Source organism: Seinonella peptonophila, from assembly GCF_900129355.1.
In the GTDB taxonomy this organism is placed as follows: Bacteria; Bacillota; Bacilli; order Thermoactinomycetales; family Thermoactinomycetaceae; genus Seinonella; species Seinonella peptonophila.
This window is the reverse complement of sequence record NZ_FQVL01000003.1, coordinates 183,025-204,043: the sequence shown is the minus strand read 5'-3', so window position 1 is coordinate 204,043 and position 21,019 is coordinate 183,025. Positions and strand designations below refer to the sequence as shown.

General features: G+C 37.9%; 10 protein-coding genes and 1 tRNA gene. 8 read left to right on the top strand and 3 right to left on the bottom strand.

Annotated features, from left to right (window positions below; translation table 11 throughout):
• Window positions 1–904: 904 nt before the first annotated feature.
• The 3 genes from BUB71_RS07795 to BUB71_RS07780 form a co-directional block, all read right to left on the bottom strand.
• Window positions 905–1,390, bottom strand: coding sequence for a hypothetical protein (locus BUB71_RS07795; RefSeq protein WP_073154280.1), 486 nt, complete (start codon window positions 1,388–1,390; stop codon window positions 905–907).
• 958 nt (window positions 1,391–2,348) lie between these two features.
• Window positions 2,349–2,425: transfer RNA gene (locus BUB71_RS07785), tRNA-Pro, on the bottom strand.
• A gap of 254 nt (window positions 2,426–2,679) precedes the next feature.
• Window positions 2,680–3,408 (bottom strand): hypothetical protein, encoded by a 729-nt coding sequence (locus BUB71_RS07780; protein WP_073154278.1) that lies wholly within the window; start codon window positions 3,406–3,408, stop codon window positions 2,680–2,682.
• Window positions 3,409–3,750: 342 nt separating this feature from the next.
• Here BUB71_RS07780 and BUB71_RS07775 point away from each other — a divergent pair, with 342 nt between their 5' ends.
• The 8 genes from BUB71_RS07775 (at window position 3,751) to proS (ending at window position 20,961) form a co-directional block, all read left to right on the top strand.
• The gene (locus BUB71_RS07775; protein WP_073154277.1) at window positions 3,751–4,326 is read left to right on the top strand and encodes a hypothetical protein; all 576 of its coding nucleotides are present in this window, start codon (window positions 3,751–3,753) and stop codon (window positions 4,324–4,326) included.
• A 281-nt stretch (window positions 4,327–4,607) separates the two neighbouring features.
• Window positions 4,608–5,546: a class I SAM-dependent methyltransferase gene (locus BUB71_RS07770; protein WP_073154276.1), complete on the top strand. Its 939-nt coding sequence runs from the start codon at window positions 4,608–4,610 to the stop codon at window positions 5,544–5,546.
• A gap of 608 nt (window positions 5,547–6,154) precedes the next feature.
• The gene (gene nagE, locus BUB71_RS07765; protein WP_073154275.1) at window positions 6,155–7,603 is read left to right on the top strand and encodes an N-acetylglucosamine-specific PTS transporter subunit IIBC; all 1,449 of its coding nucleotides are present in this window, start codon (window positions 6,155–6,157) and stop codon (window positions 7,601–7,603) included.
• Between the two features lie 135 nt (window positions 7,604–7,738).
• Complete coding sequence (locus BUB71_RS19515; RefSeq protein WP_175552316.1) at window positions 7,739–7,912, top strand: hypothetical protein; 174 nt, start codon at window positions 7,739–7,741, stop codon at window positions 7,910–7,912.
• 253 nt (window positions 7,913–8,165) lie between these two features.
• Window positions 8,166–18,011: a non-ribosomal peptide synthetase gene (locus tag BUB71_RS07760; RefSeq protein WP_073154274.1), complete on the top strand. Its 9,846-nt coding sequence runs from the start codon at window positions 8,166–8,168 to the stop codon at window positions 18,009–18,011.
• A 14-nt stretch (window positions 18,012–18,025) separates the two neighbouring features.
• A complete protein-coding gene (locus BUB71_RS07755; RefSeq protein WP_175552315.1) occupies window positions 18,026–18,808 on the top strand; it encodes a class I SAM-dependent methyltransferase in 783 nt (260 codons plus the stop codon).
• A 67-nt stretch (window positions 18,809–18,875) separates the two neighbouring features.
• Complete coding sequence (gene speG / locus BUB71_RS07750) at window positions 18,876–19,388, top strand: spermidine N1-acetyltransferase (protein WP_073154272.1); 513 nt, start codon at window positions 18,876–18,878, stop codon at window positions 19,386–19,388.
• Between the two features lie 136 nt (window positions 19,389–19,524).
• Window positions 19,525–20,961: a proline--tRNA ligase gene (proS, locus tag BUB71_RS07745; protein ID WP_073154397.1), complete on the top strand. Its 1,437-nt coding sequence runs from the start codon at window positions 19,525–19,527 to the stop codon at window positions 20,959–20,961.
• Window positions 20,962–21,019: the final 58 nt, after the last annotated feature.

The window sequence follows — 21,019 nt, the reverse complement described above, 5'->3', positions numbered from 1 at the left end:
TCAGTAGATGCGATAGAATTGATAGCTCGTTTCCAAACGGAATTCATGGAATTATTAATAGATCATGAAAATCTAATCAAATCGATTCAAGATTTTTATTCACGACTCGCTATTGAACAGAAGATAAAGGAACCTTCTCAAGATACGACCTTCTTAGCTACTCATCCTGTTGAAAAATAAAAGCTTTTGAACCAAATGAAGCTGAAATTAGAGGAGAAGGTAGCCTTTATGAAAAAGGACAAAAGATAAAATCAACTAGAGATATGAAGATTATCTCAAAAGTAGTTGATTTACAAAAAGATCCATGGGTTCCTTTGAACCTATCGTCTATACCTCACTAGACACTTAATTATCAAGTTTACCAATTAAATTTGTATTCAGCGAAATACTCTGAATTTATTTACCGAGTTAGGTATGTGACAGAAAAATGGAAGTGACTAAGTTGGATTTAATATAATGGATCGTTTTCATAAATTACCTATAAAATTATTACCTTAGTTAATTTTGCTCACTAAAAAGGAGAGGTTGAATAAGCTAAGCTAGTACAAGAAAATCAGCGGGAATATATAAATGAAGAAGTGTTTTTGGTGAATTTTAAATTTTATTAGCCATATTTCCAATGAATCTCTATGGTGTTTCGAATATAAGAGGTGATAATAGATGAGAAATTTTGTCTGTATTTTTTTCATTTGTTTGTTATGCATAGCGGGTTCACTTCGGTTACTCAAAGTTCTAAAGAGCTTGATATGCAATTTTCCTAATAAATGGGAAAATAATTATTATGGACTAAATCCGAACTACAGAGGAGGAAGTAATAGAAATTGTTGTAGGGCAAGGGAGACAGAACCAACAAGCACTAGGTAATAAACGCTAGAAGATCAGGACAGAGACCGATAAAAAGGCTTTAAGTCCAGGGTTGATTATTATTATTGATACACTTGGCATAATGACTAAGTTTTTCTCTTACCTCTGTACGATGCCATTTAGCGCGGGATGTATCCAAATCAAACAAAAGATTACCTGGTTTATCATAAAATTCAACAAGGCCAGCTCCACGTGCAAACTTATTAATCTTAAATCGAAATTTCTTTACACCTTCCCAACTATGAAATTCTCGATTATTCCACTTATAAATCCAAATTCCTTCATTGGTTACTTCCGCAACTGGGCGCCTAGTGATCAACCAGTACAACTCTATTAAAAATAAACTAATGAACAAGATACCTGCTAAAGCAGGAAGAATACTGAAAAAGTAATAAACAGGATTATCAGAGCCACGCGTATAAAAAGCCATAAAACTGATAAATGGAATGAAGAAATAAAACAGACACGTCAGTAGATTTCTAATAATTGTCCCAATACCTGATTCCATGATGAATTCTGGTTTCAACTAAGTACACTCCTCTTTTAACAATATATTTCCGATGAATAACATTGTAATCTATAAATAAATCGATTTTTATCGTAGAACTATGCTTCTTCATATCCAATTATTGGGCGAATTGCACTTTGCAGCTCAGTTGCTGGTTCTGCCCTATTAAGAGTCCTAAACTCAAGAACATCTATCTGACGTATTAGAAATAGATATAACACATGAACAAGCAAAATATATGGCAGATATAATATTCATACATCATATTGATCTGACATCACCGCGGATGAAGAAGGAATTGTCGATGTCAAGTAGCAAAAGCATAGTTTTGGCAACGACTACATCCGGAGTTTTTAATGGTTATAACCTTGAAATAAGTGGTGCTTGTAATGCTTAGAGGCGATTATTTACAATCTTTTGGTGATGAGTTTATCAACTAGTGGCGATTCAGGTTTTTAGGTAGAAAACAGAAAAAAAGTGGTGAAAAGAGGTGCTCAACCATCAAAAAAAATGATGTAGAACCCAAGGTAATTCGGAATTATTTGAATTCAGACAAGCGTTTGTGTTAAAGGTATTAGATTTAAGATTGCAGGGACTAAAGATATATATTAATTGATAAATTACAAATAATACTAATGAGCGTAATAATTGCAACTAGCCATAAACTTATATTAAGTTTCTTTCGTGTAGTCTCGTGTTTTGATATCGTGAAGGCAATTGTTAAACTAATAAAGATTGGTATTGCTAAGTACACAATAATCTTGATCGAGTTATTTATGAAAAGTAGAGCTTCAGAAAAAGTAATGGTATCCCAATTCATATGTTTCACTCCTATTTTGTGCTCCTTGACAAATTGATGTTTCTTCAATGAAACTTACTTACAAAACAAAAAAGCAAACACTGTATTTAATAAAAGTTATACATTTGGTTTGTAAACATCAAAAAAAGCCGCATAAGCGACTTCTGTCTAGCTGTATGGTCGGGATGACAGGATTCGAACCTGCGACCCCCTGGTCCCAAACCAGGTGCTCTACCAAGCTGAGCCACATCCCGTTATTGTTTTGGCGACATTTAATAATCTATCATATAGGATTCTAAATGTCAATGATTTTTATTCATTTTATTTTTGTAAATTAAAATACGATTTCAAACCATCGTGAAGGGGTCCTTTACACCTTTCCAAGGACTTTGTCTTTTCATTATATCGGATTTATCAGGATAGTAAATATCTATAAGAAAACACCTCTGAAGTGATTTCAGAGGTGTTTCACTATATCTAATAAGGCGTTGTTGCCCTCTTTTCTCAATTAGAAGATACTGAGCAACCAATCAAGCCAGCCATTTCCTGTTTTTGATTCTGCTGATGTATCAGACTCTTTCTTTTTTGGGTTCTTATCTGAAGGTGTATCTGTTTTTTGATCTTCTTTTGGATTCTTAGGTTGGTCATTTTTATCATTTGGTTGTTTTGGTTGATCGTTACCTTTTGGATCCTTTGGAGTAGGTTGTTTGGGATTGTCTTGATCAGGGTTTTTTGGCGTGTCAGGTTTTGGATTATTTTGATCTGGAGTTGGCTTACCTGTTGTTGCACAGACTAGACCTTTTTGACCTGTTAGTTTGATTTTTGCTTTGGCAAGACTCTCTTCTAATTTTCCTTTCAAGCGGATATTAAAGCAATATTGAATGCTAGGTTTTAGATTTTCTACCTTCGCAATCAAGATGACCATTGTTTTATTTTTAACATGGACACTTTTTATTGCTGGTAATACGGATCCATGTTGGTCTACAATTTCCCAATTTTTCGTATTGATTAGGTGACTAGCAAGAGCTGATCCACCTTTTAATTGAATAGAAACTTCCACATTAGTTCCCTTTATTTTTGTATTCGCTTGCAATTGGTAGTTTAAATTAGCATGAGATTGAACAGCAGTGATTGATTTTTCGACAGGTACTTTTATATCTTGTGCAAATGCGCTGAGCGGAAAGGATAGTGCAGTTGTTAATGCTAATGTTGAGACAACTTTCTTGAGGTTATTCAAAACAAAACTCTCCTTTGTACTATGTAATTTGATGAAAAATGACTTTTCCTAATATAATACGGACTAGTTCATATTTTTTGTGTATAGATTATTCGGCTTTTTTTAATTTTGGAATAACGGTGTAAAAGAGATGAGCATGATAATATTTTTTAACTAATAGAAAACAATCGAAATAATAATAATATATTAGTATCATCAACTGATATTTCTTGCAATTTCATATATAATGGAGAAAATAATATCTCATAAAAAATTTTCACAAATACATCGAACCCATAGCAAAAAAATATCAAACTTAGGCGACCTCAGGTAAAGGCGAATTCAAAGAAGAGGTTATGATCTATGAAACCATCTGATGGAAAGCTACAAACGCGTTTAGATGGGCAATTGTCCCCTTCAATTGAGTCGAATGAGAGACAATCTGCTGTCGATAACCTTGAAGCGATCATAGAACGTTATGAGCTTGAGATGGAAGCTTACTTGCCAGACGATTTAAAGGGATTAGTGGGTAAATGGTCAAATGTCGATAACCTTGAAGCGACCATAGAACGTTATGAGCGTGAGATGGAAGCTTACTTGCCAAACGATTTAAAGGGATTAGTGGGTGAATGGTCAAAGCGTGAAGAAATGAAAGCGATGTCAGAAGTTGAGGAGGAATTTGCAGAGACGTTAGCTCTATATGAGAAAGCGAAAGAAGAGGGCAATCCTGCTTTATTTGATCAGTATCTATGGGAAGAAATTTTCCCGGAACTGCAATCAATTGTGGCCCAACCAAACAAGACTCGTTTGAAGAATGGTCGATCAACACCATCAAATCATACGTTAACCAAAGGATTTCGAGATAGATTAAATAAAGCCAAAGGTTATGGAATAGATAAGCTTGGTTTGACGAAGCCAAAAGAAGATCGTGGTCGCTAGTCGAGATAAGAGACTTGATTTGTGTAAAACAAATGAAGTCTCTTTTGCTTTCAATCACGCATCTTGGCAAGCTCGGATTGGAGCATCGCCGTAAACCACAATTAAGCAGTTCACGGTGTTGTCTACAAGCTGAATTTATACACTAACTACAGTAAAGATGAATGGTTACTTTCCACGATTTGGATACAGAAAATTTTGTAATCAACCTAGTTTATTTAGTTGTCTAAATTCATGAACAATGTATATAATTATAACTAATTTGAAAATAGGGGGACGAGGTAATGAAAGAAAATGAACCAAGTATGACAGCATTATCCGTTATAAAACATCTTTTGATGTTAGCAGAAGATAAAAAATGGAAAGATCTTGTGCCCAAAGAGGCGATTGACCCAATGCGTTGGTGCTTGGGTTCAACTCCTCTTGGTGCCAAAGCGTTGCAATGGATGAAGTCTCGATGGCTACGAGCATATATGCGTGCAGCAGAACGAGTGATTCTGCCAGGAACTTCATTACATCTAGGACTACGGAAGCAATGGTTTGAGCGCCGAACGGTAGAAGCGATTCAAAATGGTATGAAGCGTGTTGTGATTTTAGGGGCAGGCTATGATACCCTAGCTTATCGAATGCACACAGAGCATCCTGATATTGAATGGATAGAGATCGATCATCCTGCTACGCAGCAATTAAAAAAAGAAGCATTTATGAAACATGGCACCATTCACTCAAATCTTTCTTTTAAGAGCATCGATTTTACAAAGGATCGTTTACTTCCATTTCTAAAAGAATTAGAAGAGAAACCGACTATTTTTATAGCTGAAGGTTTATTGATGTATCTTTCGGAAGAACAGATTAACGAGCTTTTAGATCAAATCAGTAAGAGCTCAAACCAAGAGCTAATTCTACTTGGAACAGCTATGCGACCTCTGAAAGGTGGAAAATTAGCATTCGCTGAATCGTCCTGGCTCAACCCCAATCGTTTTCATGAACCCTTTCTTTGGGGAATTGGTTCGGAACAGATCGGTCAATTTTTTAAGCAACACCATTGGTTAGAAACGGAAACAAATGATACAAGAGATCAATTATTGCTTTCTTATCCACAAAAGAAGAAAGCTCGACTTTTGAATGGTGAATTTCTATTTTTCACCAAACGAAAAGCAGTGATAAATCCAACTGAAACCGATTCGGGAGTTTCAGATGATTCCCTTCTACAGACTAATTAATCAAGGTCACTTCTATTACTATTCTATAAAAAAATAAGTTGATGAATCCTTTATACGAATCAAATGAGGCAGAACCGTATAGGCAAATTTTCGGATACGGTTCTTCATTGTGTTTTGATTGGGATTCATTATATACGTGTATACAAATTGACAGTGAGGGGGCTTTTTATGAATATTTGAGCCAATTCGACACCTATTTACCTTCAAATTGCTCAAAGCATTCGTGAACAGATTTTAGAAAGAATCTATGAAGTTGATGAGAAAATAAGAGATAAATCTGAAATTTGGCGTATTGCATATGGCAGCAAGAAATGCTGAAACATTGCTTGTAAATGAAGGTGATATATCGTGTACATGATAAAGGAGCATTTGTAGGGGTTTCTAAATTAGATCGAAACAGAGCTGCGGATGGAAACCATTTCGAAAGAATTCATCTATTTTGAATGAATTTAATATACTGAAGGAAACTTTTTTAAAGTAATTGGAATTAATTACCAATATTACAGGGTATGGAAATAGAAAGTAGGAGATTCAAGATGTTCAAATTCGTTAGATTAGAGTCGAATAGAATGTAAGCGGATACATTTTAAGATTGAGAGGCAGGGGTGTTGATGAAATATCTTCAACGGATCGGTCATTCATTGATGTTACCAGTTGCAGTTTTGCCTGCTGCGGCAATATTAATGGGAATTGGGTACTGGATTGATCCTTTTGGAATGGGTAAAAAAAGTATCATTGCTGCATTTCTCATAAAAGCTGGTGGCTCCATTATTGAGAATTTAGCGATTCTGTTTGCAGTAGGTGTAGCACTTGGAATGGCAAAGGAAAGGGATGGTTCTGCTGCATTAAGCGGACTCGTCGCATTTCTTGTCGTAACGACACTCCTATCCCCAGAATCAGTCGCTCTATTGAAAGGAGTTACAACAAATCACGTAAATCCTGCATTTTCTAAAGTGAGTAATGCATTTATCGGGATTATCTCAGGATTGATCGCGTCAAGTATGTATAATCGTTTTAGCAAAGTCAAACTGCCTGATGCACTTGCATTTTTTAGTGGAAAAAGGCTTGTTCCGATTATAACTGCTTTTCTGATGCTGGGTGTATCAGTACTGTTATTCTTTGTTTGGCCAGTGGTTTATTCTGGTTTGGTTCTATTTGCAGAAGGAATTAGTAAATTAAGCACAGTTGGTGCAGGGCTTTATGGTTTCTTCAATCGACTACTTATCCCCACAGGGCTACATCATGCATTAAATTCTGTCTTTTGGTTCGATGTAGCAGGGATTAATGACATTGGTAACTTCTGGTCTGGGAAAGGTGTCAAAGGAGTAACGGGGATGTACCAAGCTGGTTTTTTCCCAGTGATGATGTTTGGTCTACCCGCTGCCGCACTGGCTATGTATCATACTGCAAAGACTGGTCGAAAAAAACAATCGGCAGCACTGTTACTAGCTGCTGGTTTTGCTGCATTTCTAACAGGTGTGACTGAACCGCTTGAATTTTCGTTTATGTTTTTAGCTCCTGCTCTCTATCTGACCCATGCAGTATTAACTGGCATTTCTATGATGATTGCTTCATGGTTTCATTGGACTGCTGGATTTGGATTTAGTGCAGGATTAATAGATTTCTTACTCAGTTCAAGATTACCATTGGCTAGTCATCCCTATATGTTGATTGTTCAAGGCCTCGTCTTTGCAGTCATCTACTATGTATTGTTCCGTTACCTGATTATCCGTTTTCAACTAAAAACGCCTGGTCGGGAAGATGATGATCGTTTCATAGATGCTGATCATACACAACAACCAAAAGAAACGAAATTTGCATATATGGCAAGTCAAATTTATCAAGCACTTGGTGGCAAAGAAAACATTACATCATTTGAAAATTGTGTGACTCGGTTGCGTGTGCGGGTAAAAGAAATGGATCGTGTTGACCAAGCGAAGATCAAAGCTACTGGTGTTCCTGGGTTAAAAGTAATCGATAAACAACATCTACATGTTATCGTGGGTACAAATGTTCAGTTTGTTGCTGATGAAATAGAGCAATTGCGAAAGGATTAAATCCAAGATTTGTATGTAAATCTGGATTATTCCTGTGTTAAATTGGTATAGTAATAGCCATTTTCTCAAAAAGCCAAGCGCTAAGAGAATCCAAGACAGTCGTTTTGGAGCGACTCACTCATACGAGGAGAGCTTATGTGTGAATACTGTGGTTTCTCCCCTTGCAGCGACAATTGCGAGGCGATCCAACTCACTCTTCAGCAGATTTTTGACCGCCGGTTTGAGAGGCTACGGGTGGATGAGGTGATCACGGAGATGGAAAAGGATCGAATTGATGAAGTGATCGCCGAGCTGGAAAAGCAGTTCTGAGCGGCTCTATCATCATCGTTCGTTTGATTTAGGGTAGTGAAATGATCCCTATACGGAATTGTTTTGCTCCCTAAATATACTTAATTGACAGAATAGATAGAAACATATAAAATATACTTATGGGTATTTATTCATAGAAGCATAAGAAAATTAAATAGACAAATAAATCGTAATATTAAGACCGAAGAGGGTATATATATACTCATTGTGACTATGGATGGTTTATGTAGCAAAAGAAACAGGGGGCATTTGAATGGAATTTTCTCAACATGATCAAGGAATATCATTGATGGATCAAGAATACAGCGAAGGAGGATTTGCACGATTACTAGGAAAACGAATGAGTGATCAGCCTAAACATTTTGCTTTTCATAATATGCTCATTCCAATTGATTTTGCACAGTTAGCTAATGTGCAACAGGGAATGGAAGTTGAGAAAATTGTGTTAGGTGCTTGGATCATTTTAATGCAATCATATAACTATTCTAATGATATATCTGTTTGTTATACCGATTTAACGAAAGACTCTCGTTCCAAGTATAAGGTAAGGATACCAAATGTATCAACAATACCCGTGCTAACCAACTTGCAAGAAATGCAATCAGAGTTAATGGACGATTCATATTTTAACCAACAAATGATTGATCATCTTGTTGTGTACCATCATAAAAAAGTAGACTTTTTAAGGATGAACGAATACAGCTTTTATTTATCGATTCAAGCAGAACCAGATTTTCAAATTTCTTTCGATTATCATCCAGCTCAGTTTGATCGTTCCTTTATCGAACGCATGGCGAGTCATTTTGTTCATATATTACAACAACTTATTGAAAAACCAAATTGTTCTTTACATAATATTGAAATTGTTACACCACACGAGAGAAATGAGATTATTTATAGATTTCAAAAGAAGAGGGAAGATATTTCGCTAGAAATGACGATTGATCAGTTGTTGGAAGAACAAGTTCAGAAAACACCTCATCAGTTAGCAGTCGTCTATGAGCATAAACAGTTAACTTATGATCAGTTAAATAAGAAAGCAAATCAGTTGGCTCGAATGTTGCGTAAAGCTGGCGTTTCTGAGCATCAAATTGTCGGACTCTATCTGAATCGATCAATAGAAACGATTATTTCATTACTAGCTGTATTAAAATTGGGTGCTGCATATTTGCCAATGGACCCAAACCTACCCCTAGAGCGCTTACATTATATGGTCAATGAAAGTGGTGTCCACTATATTCTTCAACATTCGATTTTACCAATAATCAATACGGATCAATCGAAAGCTATCGTTATTGATCAAGTGGAGTGGGAACACTTAGATGATACAAATTTAAATCGTAAAGGACATCCACATGATCTTGCTTATGTGATTTATACTTCTGGCTCAACGGGGGGGCCAAAAGGTGTGATGATTGAACATCAGGGGCTCACACATTTACGAGCAAATGGCGCACGTTTTCAGATCGATGAACAGAGTCGGGTCTTGCAATTTGCTTCAATCGGCTTTGCTGTTTTTGCTTGGGAGGTTTATACTTCTCTATTTAACGGAAGTACACTCTATATTGCTTCTAATGAAGCTCGCTTAAATTTGGAATATCTAGTCGAGTGGCTAAACAAGCATAAAATTACCCATGCGCAATTAACACCATCTGTTATCAAACTATTGGCAAAACACTCACTCCCTTCTTTACAAACAATTGTTTCGAGTGGGGAACGATTAACAGCTGACATTATAGAGCCGTTAGATCCAGATATAACCTTGATGCAATCATATGGATGCTCGGAAATTTCGATTAATCTTTCTGTAGGAAAATATGACCCAAGGGCTAAAAATAATTCGATTGGTCATCTATTGGAAAACCGATCTGCCTATATCATGAATCAAAATATGCAGTTGCAACCCATCGGGATCATGGGTGAGATTTGCGTAGGAGATGTGGGTTTAGCACGTGGTTATCTCAATCAAGAAGCTTTGACAATGGAGAAATTTATTGACCATTCAGATATACCGGGAGGTCGACTTTTAAAGACGGGTGATTTTGGACGTTGGCTACCAGATGGTCGTCTGGAATATGTCGGGAGAATGGATGACCAAGTACAGATTCGTGGAATTCGTGTGGAGTTAGGAGAAGTTCGAACGCAAATTCTTCAAGCCTCTGAAATTACTGATTGTGTGGTATTGGCAAAAGAGGATCAAGCTGGCCAAGTATATCTTTGTGCATATATTGTCGGGGAAGGTTGGGATCGTCATAGGTTGCGTAAGCAATTGCAAACTCGGCTACCCGAATATATGATTCCAAAATTTTTGATCCCACTACAGCAAATTCCGTTAAATGCCAATCGCAAAGTAGATCGCCGCGCTCTACCTGAGCCCGATGCAATTGAATGGGAAAGAGAATCTGTTAGTGAACCTACTAACGAATGGGAAAAAGCTTTACAGGCAATATGGGAAGAAGTGTTAGAAACAGAACCAATAGGCATAGATGACCACTTTTTTGAACAGGGTGGACATTCGTTAAAATTAACTATGTTAATTTCACGAATCTATCATCATTTTCAAATGAAGCTCTCCGTGCAGGAGGTTTTTGATCGTTTGACCATTCGGCAGCTAGCAACCTATCTAAAAACAAAAGAGAAAGTACAAGTAAGTGCACTTGCTTCTACATCAGAAAATCAGCAAGTATATTATCCTGCAACCTCAGTTCAAAAACGGATGTTTACCGCGGCTCAGCTTACAGGGATTGGCTGCACTTATAACACACCATTGCTATTTGAATTAAGAGGAAGACTTGATGAAAAGCGCCTATATGATGCTATTCAACATGTGGTAAAGCGACATGAATCATTAAGGACTTCTTTTCATTTGATCGAAGGGGAATTGATGCAAAAAATTCATCCTCATGTTGAGATAAAACTAGCAATAGTGGAGGGGCATAACAAAACAGAAGCAGAGTGCTTAGAAGCGCTTATTTTACCTTTTGACCTAGCAAAGGCACCTCTGTTTCGAGCTAGCTTGATCCGATTTGCTCCGGATAAGCATTGGTTATTATTTGACTTTCATCATATTGTTTCAGATGGAACGACTGTTCATATTCTTTGTAATGAAATTTCAGCATTTTATAATGGTAAATCAATTGAGATAGAGCCTGTTGCATATAAAGATGTATTCCTATGGCAACGACAACTGATTGATTCTACAGAAAAAATGGCTCAGGAACAGTATTGGTTAAACCAATTTACAGGTGACCTGCCTGTCCTGAATCTGCCGACGGATTATCCCCGACCAGCCATGCAAATATTTGAGGGGCAACGAATTTACTGGAATATTAGTAAGGATTTAACACTAAAGCTAAAAGAAATGGCACAAACGCATGAAGTAACGCTTTATATGTTGTTACTTGCTGCATATAATCTTCTTCTAGCAAAGTATACAGATCAGGAAGATTTGGTTGTTGGTTCATTAGCTTCTGGTCGATCTACTTTACAGGCTGAAAAAGTAGTTGGCATGTTTGTCAATACATTAGCATTACGCAATCAACCCAAGAAAGAGCTTACTTTTGAGGCATTTTTAACACAAGTAAAAGAACGGTTACTCCAAGCTTATCAATACGCAGATTATTCATTTGAACAGTTAATTGAAAAATTGGGTTATTCATTTGATCCTAGCAGGAATCCCTTGTTTGATACTTTGTTTATTCTCCAAAATACAGAAGAAACCAACTTTAATTTATCAGAAGTTACGACCAGTTTGATTCAACATCAATGGAATCATGCGATGTTTGATCTTGTTTGGTCAATTACAGGAGCGGAAGAATTAACCATTGCGCTTGATTTCCGTACCAGTCTATTTCAAGAGGCAAGCGTAAAAAGAATGTTACAGCATTTTACCCATATATTAGAGCAGATCATTGCAAGACCTAAGCAAGCTTTAGCGGATTTTGAATTGGTGACAAAAGAAGAAAAGCAGCAAATTCTGTTTGGTTTTAATGATACAGAAAAGGAATTTCCAAAAGATCAGACAATCGATCAACTATTTGAAAAACAAGTTCAAAAAACGCCAAACCAAACAGCGATTGTTTATCAAAGTCATTCACTCACTTATCAAGAATTACAACAAAAAGTAAATCAACTAGCTAGACGATTGCAACAACTGAGGCTCCAAAAAGGTCAAACAGTTGGATTGATGGTAGACCGCTCACTTGAGTTGGTGATTGGATTATTAGCCGTTATGAAAGCTGGGGGAGTTTATGTACCGATTGATCCTGAGTATCCTACAGAGCGAATTCAATATCTACTCCATGATTCTGGTTCAAAATATTTATTAACAAAAGGAACTTTACCTAAAGAGATATCGTATACAGGTCAAGTCGTCCATCTGGATGATGATGGCTGGCTAGAAGAATCGATCGGAAATCTACCTACTATCAATCAACCTGACGATATCGCTTATGTGATCTATACCTCCGGATCAACAGGTCAACCGAAAGGTGTCATGATTCAACATCATTCGGTTGTAAATCTGACCTTAATCGCGGAAACATTGCAAATCGATGCAAGAAGTCGTGTGCTTCAATTTGCTTCAGCAGGCTTTGATGCATCCATTTGGGAGATGATCCCGACGCTTGTATCAGGAGCTACTCTTTATGTGGAAGATAAAGAAATTCTATCTACAAAATTATTGGATTATTTGAATAAGAATGAAATTTCGACGGTTACTTTGCCACCAACGGTTTTAGGTGCATGGGAGCCAGCTGCACTACCCAAACTGAAAACAGTGGTAAGTGCTGGTGAAGCTTGTTCTTTGGAATTAGCCACCAAGTGGGGAAAAGGTAGAAAATTTATCAATGCCTATGGGCCGACAGAGACAACTGTTTGTGCTTCTTTACTCGAATGGAATTCATCGCTTGGTGAAGTAACAATCGGTCAACCTATCCATAATACAAAAATTTATATTGTAAATCATGGAGGTCAACTACAACCTATTGGTGTACCCGGTGAGCTATGCGTGAGTGGAAGTGGATTAGCTGAAGGATATTTGAATCAGCCTGCCTTAACCGCTGAAAAATTTGTGCCCAACCCATTTCTCGATGGAGAAAAAATGTATAAAACAGGTGATATGGCTCGCTGGTTGCCTGATGGGACAATTGAATATTTAGGTCGAATCGATGATCAAGTAAAGATAAGAGGGCATCGGATTGAACTGGGAGAAATTGAAGCAAAACTTGCTGAGTATCCTACTATTATAGAGGCTGTAGTTGTACCACAGTTTGTTCATGCAGATGAATTGACATTAACAGCATATATCGTAGCAAAAGAAGATTGGACTGTTCAAGAATTGCGAACATCTCTTTTAACAGTTTTACCAAAATATATGATTCCTACGTATTTTGTAGGGTTAGATGCCTTACCACTTACACCAAATGGAAAAGTGGATAAAAAAAGTTTACCCAAACCATCATCTAATATTGCGCGAACGGTTCGGTACCAAGCACCCTCAAATATGCTAGAAGAGAAATTAGCCTATATATGGGCGGAAGCATTTCAATTAGAGCGTGTTGGGATAGATGATCACTTTTTTGATCTAGGTGGACATTCATTAACGGCTATGAAAATGATTGCCCGTATCCATCGTGCGCTTTCGGTGGAAATCACACTTGCACAGTTATTTGCCCATCCCACTATTCGCCAACTGAGTACATGTATCGAGCAAGCAAAAGGTGATGAATGGCGTCCAATTGAGTCGGTTCCAGTTCAAAATGAGTATCCGACTACCACTGTTCAAAAAAGCCTTTATGCTATATACGAAGAGTCAGGTACTGCTTATCATGTTCCCTCTATTTGGGAGATTCGGGGTAACATCGATGTAGAGCGCCTTCAAGCGAGCATTCAAAAAGTTGTGGATCGGCACAATGCATTGCGGACTTCTTTCCATTTCGTAGATGGGGAATGTGTGCAGAAGGTATCATCTGGCATCCATGTTTCATTAGAGCGGTTGCAGGTTCAGGATCGAGATGAAGCGGTTTGTTATGTCGATATTTTCGTGCAGCCTTTTGATATCAGTAAAGCACCTTTAATGCGTTGCAAGCTGATTCAGTGGGCAACCCATCAAGCAATCCTTTGCTTTGATTTTCATCATTTAATTGTTGATGGCATATCGATTGATGTGCTGATGAAAGAGATCAGCCAAATATATCAAGGAGAGGAATTAGAGCAGCCACGCATCCAATTTACTGATTTTGCTGTTTGGCAACAAGAACAGCTTACTTCCGCAAAGATGGAAAGGCAACAGCAATATTGGAAAGAAAAACTGCCAGATGTGCAAAAATCTCTTGATTTACCCATTGATTACCCAAGCAATCGAAACTGTCAGTGGTCAGGAGCGATTCATTCCTTTACACTGTCGGGATCATTGTTTGAAAGATATCAAGAATGGGTGAAAAAACAAGAAAGCACCATCTATACAACTTTGCTAGCAGTTTATTACTTAATGCTGACTAAATATGCCAATCGAGAAGAAATAGTGATCGGTTGTCCAGTTGCGGGAAGATCACATATGGATGTGCAAGAGATGGTGGGAATGTTTGTCAACACTTTACCTGTATGTATGAAAGTGAATAAGGATGATCGATTTCACCAGTTCATAACAAAGTTGCGTAGTGAAATGTTAGCAGCTTTTGAACATAGCGATTGCTCTGTCATTGACCTTCTTTCACAATCAGGTTATCGAGAGCGACTCTTTGATACGGTATTTGTCTTGCAAAACAGTAAAACGAAGTTATCTATTAGCAATTGTGAAATTAAGGCTTTTCCCTTTCAGTGGCATTCGTCAAAATTTGACCTTTCTTGGATCGTAACAGAGCAAAAAGATAAGCTGCTCTTTGAGATTGAATATTGTACCGACCTATTTAAAGAAGAAACAATCTCTCGAATGGAAAGGCATTTTTTAAATTTATTCCAACAAGTAATCGAAAATCCAACAAAATCATTAAGAGAATACTTTCTTGTGACAGAGGAAGAAAAAGAGAAACTGATAGTAGATTTTAATCAATCAGAGCTTGCATATCCCGATTCTTGTTGTATTCATGAATTGTTTGAACAAAGAGTAAAATGGCAACCTGATCAGATCGCAGTTGTTTATAAAGAGCAGCCATTTACTTATCATCAACTCAATCAAAAAGCAAATCAATTGGCACATCGTTTAAAAGAATATGGACTTCAGCAGGAGCAGTTAGTAGGGTTGATGGTTGATCGTTCTGTCGAGATGATCGTAGGGATGATAGCTGTTTTAAAAGCAGGTGGTGCCTATCTGCCACTTGATCCTGATTATCCAGTGGAGCGAATTGGCTATATGCTTTCTGATAGTGGGGTTTCGATGCTGCTTACTCAAGAATCGATATCGATTCCTGATCATTATCATGGTCAAGTAATTTGCGTTGATGAACCAAGTTTAGATCAGTTACCGCGTGAGAATTTGCCATGTATCAATAAACCAAATGACCTTGCCTATGTGATTTATACCTCTGGATCAACAGGTAAACCCAAAGGTGTCATGATTGAACATCAAGGTGTATGTAATCTCTCTATGATTGCACGTGATCTAAATTTAAATGAGCAGAGTCGGGTGCTTCAATTTGCGTCATTAAGTTTTGATGCATCCGTTTGGGAAATTTACCCTACCTTGATCGCTGGGGCTCGCTTATACATTGAAGACAAAGAAAGTCTAACTTCAAACTTAGAAAAAATATTATCAAAACAAAAGATTACAACTGTTACTTTAACTCCAACAGTACTAAAAGTCTTGTCAAGCTCTCGTCTACCACACCTAATAACAGTTGTAAGTGCAGGGGAAGCGTGTCCTGTGGAATTAGCGCGGGAGTGGGGCACGGGACGTCGTTTTATCAATGCATATGGACCATCAGAGGCGACAGTTTGTGTTACTTACCAAGAATGTGATCAGACGATGGAACAAATCACAATTGGGCGACCTATTCATAACAAAGAAGTCTTTATTATGAATCAAGACGAGCAATTACAGCCAATTGGTTTACCCGGAGAGCTTTGTGTAGGTGGAGTAGGACTAGCACGTGGTTATCTGAATCGTCCAGAGTTAACCACAGAGAAATTTATTTCCAATCCATTCCATCCAGGGAGAATATATAAAACAGGAGATTTAGCGCGCTTTTTAGCAGATGGATCAATTGAATATCTAGGTCGTATGGATGAACAGGTAAAAATCCGTGGACATCGGATTGAAATGGGTGAGATTGAGACTGTTATACGCCAGTATCCAGCGATGAAGGATAGTGTTGTATCTCTGCATACCGAGTCAAATGGTCAGTTGAGTCTTGTTGCGTACCTCGTTATTGATGAATCTTGGTCAGTAGGAGCATTGCGAAGCTATCTCTCAAAGCATTTACCTGATTATATGCTGCCCACCTATTATCTTCAGGTAGATGAGATTCCACTAACTGCTAATGGAAAGCTAGATAAAAAAAGGCTACCAAAGCCAGTTGGACACAGAGATGCTGAGCATACTTTTCACGCACCCGTTCATGCGATGGAGATTACGATTGCTCGTGTCTGGGAGCAGATACTCGGCATTGAAAAAATAGGAATTCATGATAACTTTTTTGAGCTTGGTGGTGACTCCATCAAAGCGATGCAGGTAATGGCTAAACTTCAGCAAGAAAACTTACATTTTCGGATGAAGGAACTTCGTCAATCTCCAACGATTGCTGAGCTGATCCCACATATTAAGTCCGAGCAACTCGAAATGGAGCAAGGGATCATCACAGGTGAAGTAAGACTATCGCCCATTCAGCAATATGCAATTTCAAAAGGGAAAGAGTTTTGGAATGTAGAGATGCTGCTCTTTCATGAAGAGGGGTGGAATGAACAGTCTGTTCGAAAAACGTTTGATGTGCTTGTTCGACATCATGATGCCTTTCGAATGGAATATGTTGTTGATGGCGAAAGGGTGATTCAACACAATCGTGGTCTAGCTGGTGAATTTTATACATTAGAAGTATTTGATTTGCATGGTGAAAATGATGTCCGAGAGCGAATGAAGGAAGAATCAGCCCGTCTGCATGGTCAGTATGGAATTTTGGAGACTCCTTTGATCCGTATGGGTCTGTTCCAAACAGACGAAGGGGACTATCTTTTAACTGCTGTCAATCATCTGGTTATTGATAGTGTATCTTTGCGCGTGTTAATGGAAGATTTTCAGCAAGGATATAAGCAAGCGATCGAACAGCAGGAGATTCGCTTACCCAAGAAAACGACTTCCTTCCAAACTTGGAATGAAAAAATTTATGAATTTGCGAATAGTAACATGTTGCTAAAAGAGATTCCTTATTGGAAATCAGTAGAGTCATCACTAGAAGTAGTACCATCTTTACCTAAAGATAAAGCAGAGCTTCCCCGTCGATTATTTAAAGATTTTGATGCGATTTGGTTTCAGTTAACAAAAGAAGAGACGCATACATTATTGACAAAAGCACATCGCAAATGGGGAACAGAGATTACAGAGGTATTACTCGCCGCCTTAGTATCCACAATTAGAACCTGGACAACACAAAATCGAGTTGCTGTATCGCTCTTGGGGCATGGACGTGAAGATATAATCGAAGGCGTTGATGTGACTCGGACTATGGGTTGGTTTGTCACACAGTATCCAGTTGTCTTTGAGCAAATGACTCACTCTTTTGAGCAGACCATACTTCATGTGAAAGACTCTCTGCGTCAAATTCCCAATCATGGCATGGGGCATATGCTTTTGCGCTATTTAACTGTTGCTGACAAGAAAAACGGATTATCTTTTGCAAAAGAACCAGAAATACATTTTAACTATCATGGTTTATTAAAATCGTATAGTGAGAAAACAATGCCGATCGGACCTGAAGTTAGCGCAGTTAGAGATATGGTGCAAAGCTTGATTGTCCGAGGCATTGTGATTCAAGAAGGTAGATTAACTTTTTCAATCCATTATCATGCAAAAGAGTTTCATCGAGCGACTATTCAACATGTAGCAGATCAGTATTATGAAAATCTTCGTCAAATCGTAGCGATGTGTGAAAGCAGCAATAGAGAATAAAGGGGATTATGAAAATGGAAAACACCAAAAAATGGAAACCGAAGAGTTATTCAGATATCCATACTTACTCCACTGAGCAGGAAGTTTTTGCTTGGTTACAACCAAAAGCAGGAGAGAAAATTCTAGATTTAGGTTGTGGCACCGGCGATCTCACAAATCAGATCGCGCAAGCTGGAGCTTGGGTAGAAGGTATTGATAGTTCTATAGAGATGATTGAAGAAGCAAAATCAAGATATCAAGAAATTCCATTTCAGGTGGCAGATGCTCGTTATTATAAGGGCGCTACCCGTTATGATGCAATCTTTTCTTGTGCAGTACTTCACTGGATTTCCGATGCGCGGACAGTGGCACGCCAGATCTATCAAAACTTGTTAGCGAATGGGCGATTTGTCGCACAGTTTGCAGCTAAGGGAAATGTACAGCGAGTTTTTCAAGTAGTCGAAGAAGTGTTAAAAGAGACGGGAGTCTCCTTACAAGATCGAAATCACCTCTATTTTCCTAGTATGGGTGAATACACCTCATTGTTAGAAGAAGAAGGATTTATTGTGCGAAAAGCACTTCATTTTAAACAACCTACAAACTTAGTTGGTGGAGCAGATGGATTTCGAAACTGGATCCAAATAACCATGGATCATTTCTTTGAAGGCTTTTCAAATGAAGAGAAAGAGAATTTGTATCAAGCAGTTGAAGATCGTTTAAGACCAGAACTCTATTGTCTAGAGAAAAATCAATGGCACATCGACTATGTAGCATTAAGAGTATATGCTGAAAAAAGTGAAGTTAAATATCTGTATTGATGTGGAAAGGCTAAAGTAGAGGTATTGTATAGCCTCTGCTTTTATTTTTTCTCAAAGGATGAAGAATATGGATGACACAGTTCGTTTAAGACCATTAGAACGGGAAGATTTGCTTTATGTTCATCGGCTTAATAATAATGCAGAAATCATGACTTATTGGTTTGAAGAACCTTATGAATCATTTGTAGAATTATGTGATTTATATGATAAACACATTCATGATCAGAGTGAACGTCGATTTATTGTCGAAAAAGAAGAGATACGGCTTGGATTAGTTGAATTAGTAGAGATTGATTATATTCATCGACGTGCTGAATTTCAGATCATCATAGATCCCTCTAATCAAGGTCATGGATATGCCACCATCGCTACTAAATTAGCAATTCACTATGCTTTTACCGTTTTGAATCTACATAAACTCTATTTAATCGTTGATATTGAAAATCAAAGAGCGATTCATATCTATGAAAAAGTAGGTTTTCAAACAGAAGGTAAATTAAGAGATGAATTTTTTGCTGCGGGAAGATATCATGATGCATTGAGAATGTGTATGTTTCAACATGAATATTTGAATAAATAGGGGTAAGAAAAACATGGCATAGCAGTTTGAATCGAATCCTGATGATTTCTTTTCCACCAAATCTCGTATATAATGGTTTGTCAGTAGATTTAAAGGAGTGTTTGTGGTGGGAAAGAAAGGTGGCATCTCAAAGGAGATAACTCCACAATCAGTTGATTTTTCACGTTGGTATATTGATACGATTAAAAAAGCAGATTTAATGGACTATACACCTGTCCGCGGTTGCATTGTTTTTAAACCGGACGGATATGAGTTATGGGAACGGATACAGCAGGCGATGGATCGTCGTTTTAAAGAGACAGGTCATCGGAATGCCTATTTTCCAATGCTGATTCCTGAAACTTTTTTTGAAAAAGAGAAAGAACATATTGAAGGATTTAGCCCTGAGTTACCTTGGGTAACAGAAGCTGCTGGCGAAAAACTTGAAGAACGGTTAGCCTTGCGCCCAACTTCAGAAACAATGATTGGTCATATGTATAGCCAGTGGATTCAAAGCTATCGTGATCTGCCGGTTTTAATTAACCAGTGGGCAAATGTCTTTCGTTGGGAGAAGCGTACCTTACCTTTTTTACGTACTTCTGAATTCTTATGGCAAGAGGGGCATACTGCTCATGCAACTGAAGAGGAAGCACGTGAAGAGACATTACAAATGTTAGAAATTTATCGAGAAGTGATAGAAGAAGAATTAGCAATTCCGCTTTTTGTCGGACAGAAGACGCCTAGCGAAAAATTCGCTGGTGCGATCGATACCTATTCCGTCGAAGCGATGATGAAAGATGGGAAATCAGTTCAAGCAGGTACCTCTCATTATATGGGAACCAATTTTGCAAAAGGCTTTGAAATTAAGTATTTAGATAAAGAAAACCAATTACAGTATGTACATACCACATCTTGGGGGACTTCAACACGTCTCATTGGGTCGATGATTATGGTACATGGTGATGATCATGGGTTGGTTTTACCACCTCGTGTGGCTCCAACACAAGTAGTGATGATCCCTGTTGGGCCAAGTAAAACTCGTGATCTTGTGGTAGAAAAGATGCATCACCTCTATGAACAATTAAAAGCGAGTGATATTCGAGTACGCATGGATTTAAGAGATGAGACACCTGGCTGGAAATTTAATGAATGGGAAATGCGTGGAGTTCCGATCCGTATTGAGCTAGGGCCGCGCGACCTTGAGCAAAATCAAGCTATTTTGGCGCGGAGAGATACCGGAGAAAAGCTTCCTGTTTCCATTGAGCAATTAGCCGCACAAGTAAAAGAGCAACTCGAAGCCATCCAAAAAGATCTCTTTCAGCGTGCCTTACAGTTTCAATCTGAACACATGCACTTACAAATAAATACACTCGAACAGTTACATCAACATCTGGAAATATCCGAACAGGAGAATCAAGTACCTGGGTGGGTTTTAGCAGGCTGGTGTGGTGATGATGAGTGTGAAGCGAAGATCAAGCAAGAGACACGCTTTACTACGCGTAATATTCCATTTCAATCACCAGTAGAAAAAGAGGTTTGTATCCATTGTGGTCAACAGGCTAAACATACAGTTTGGTTTGCTCGCTCTTATTAATAGTTGAAGCCGCGCTCATTAACTGTTTTTAGATTGATAAGAAACCCTAATGAGCGCG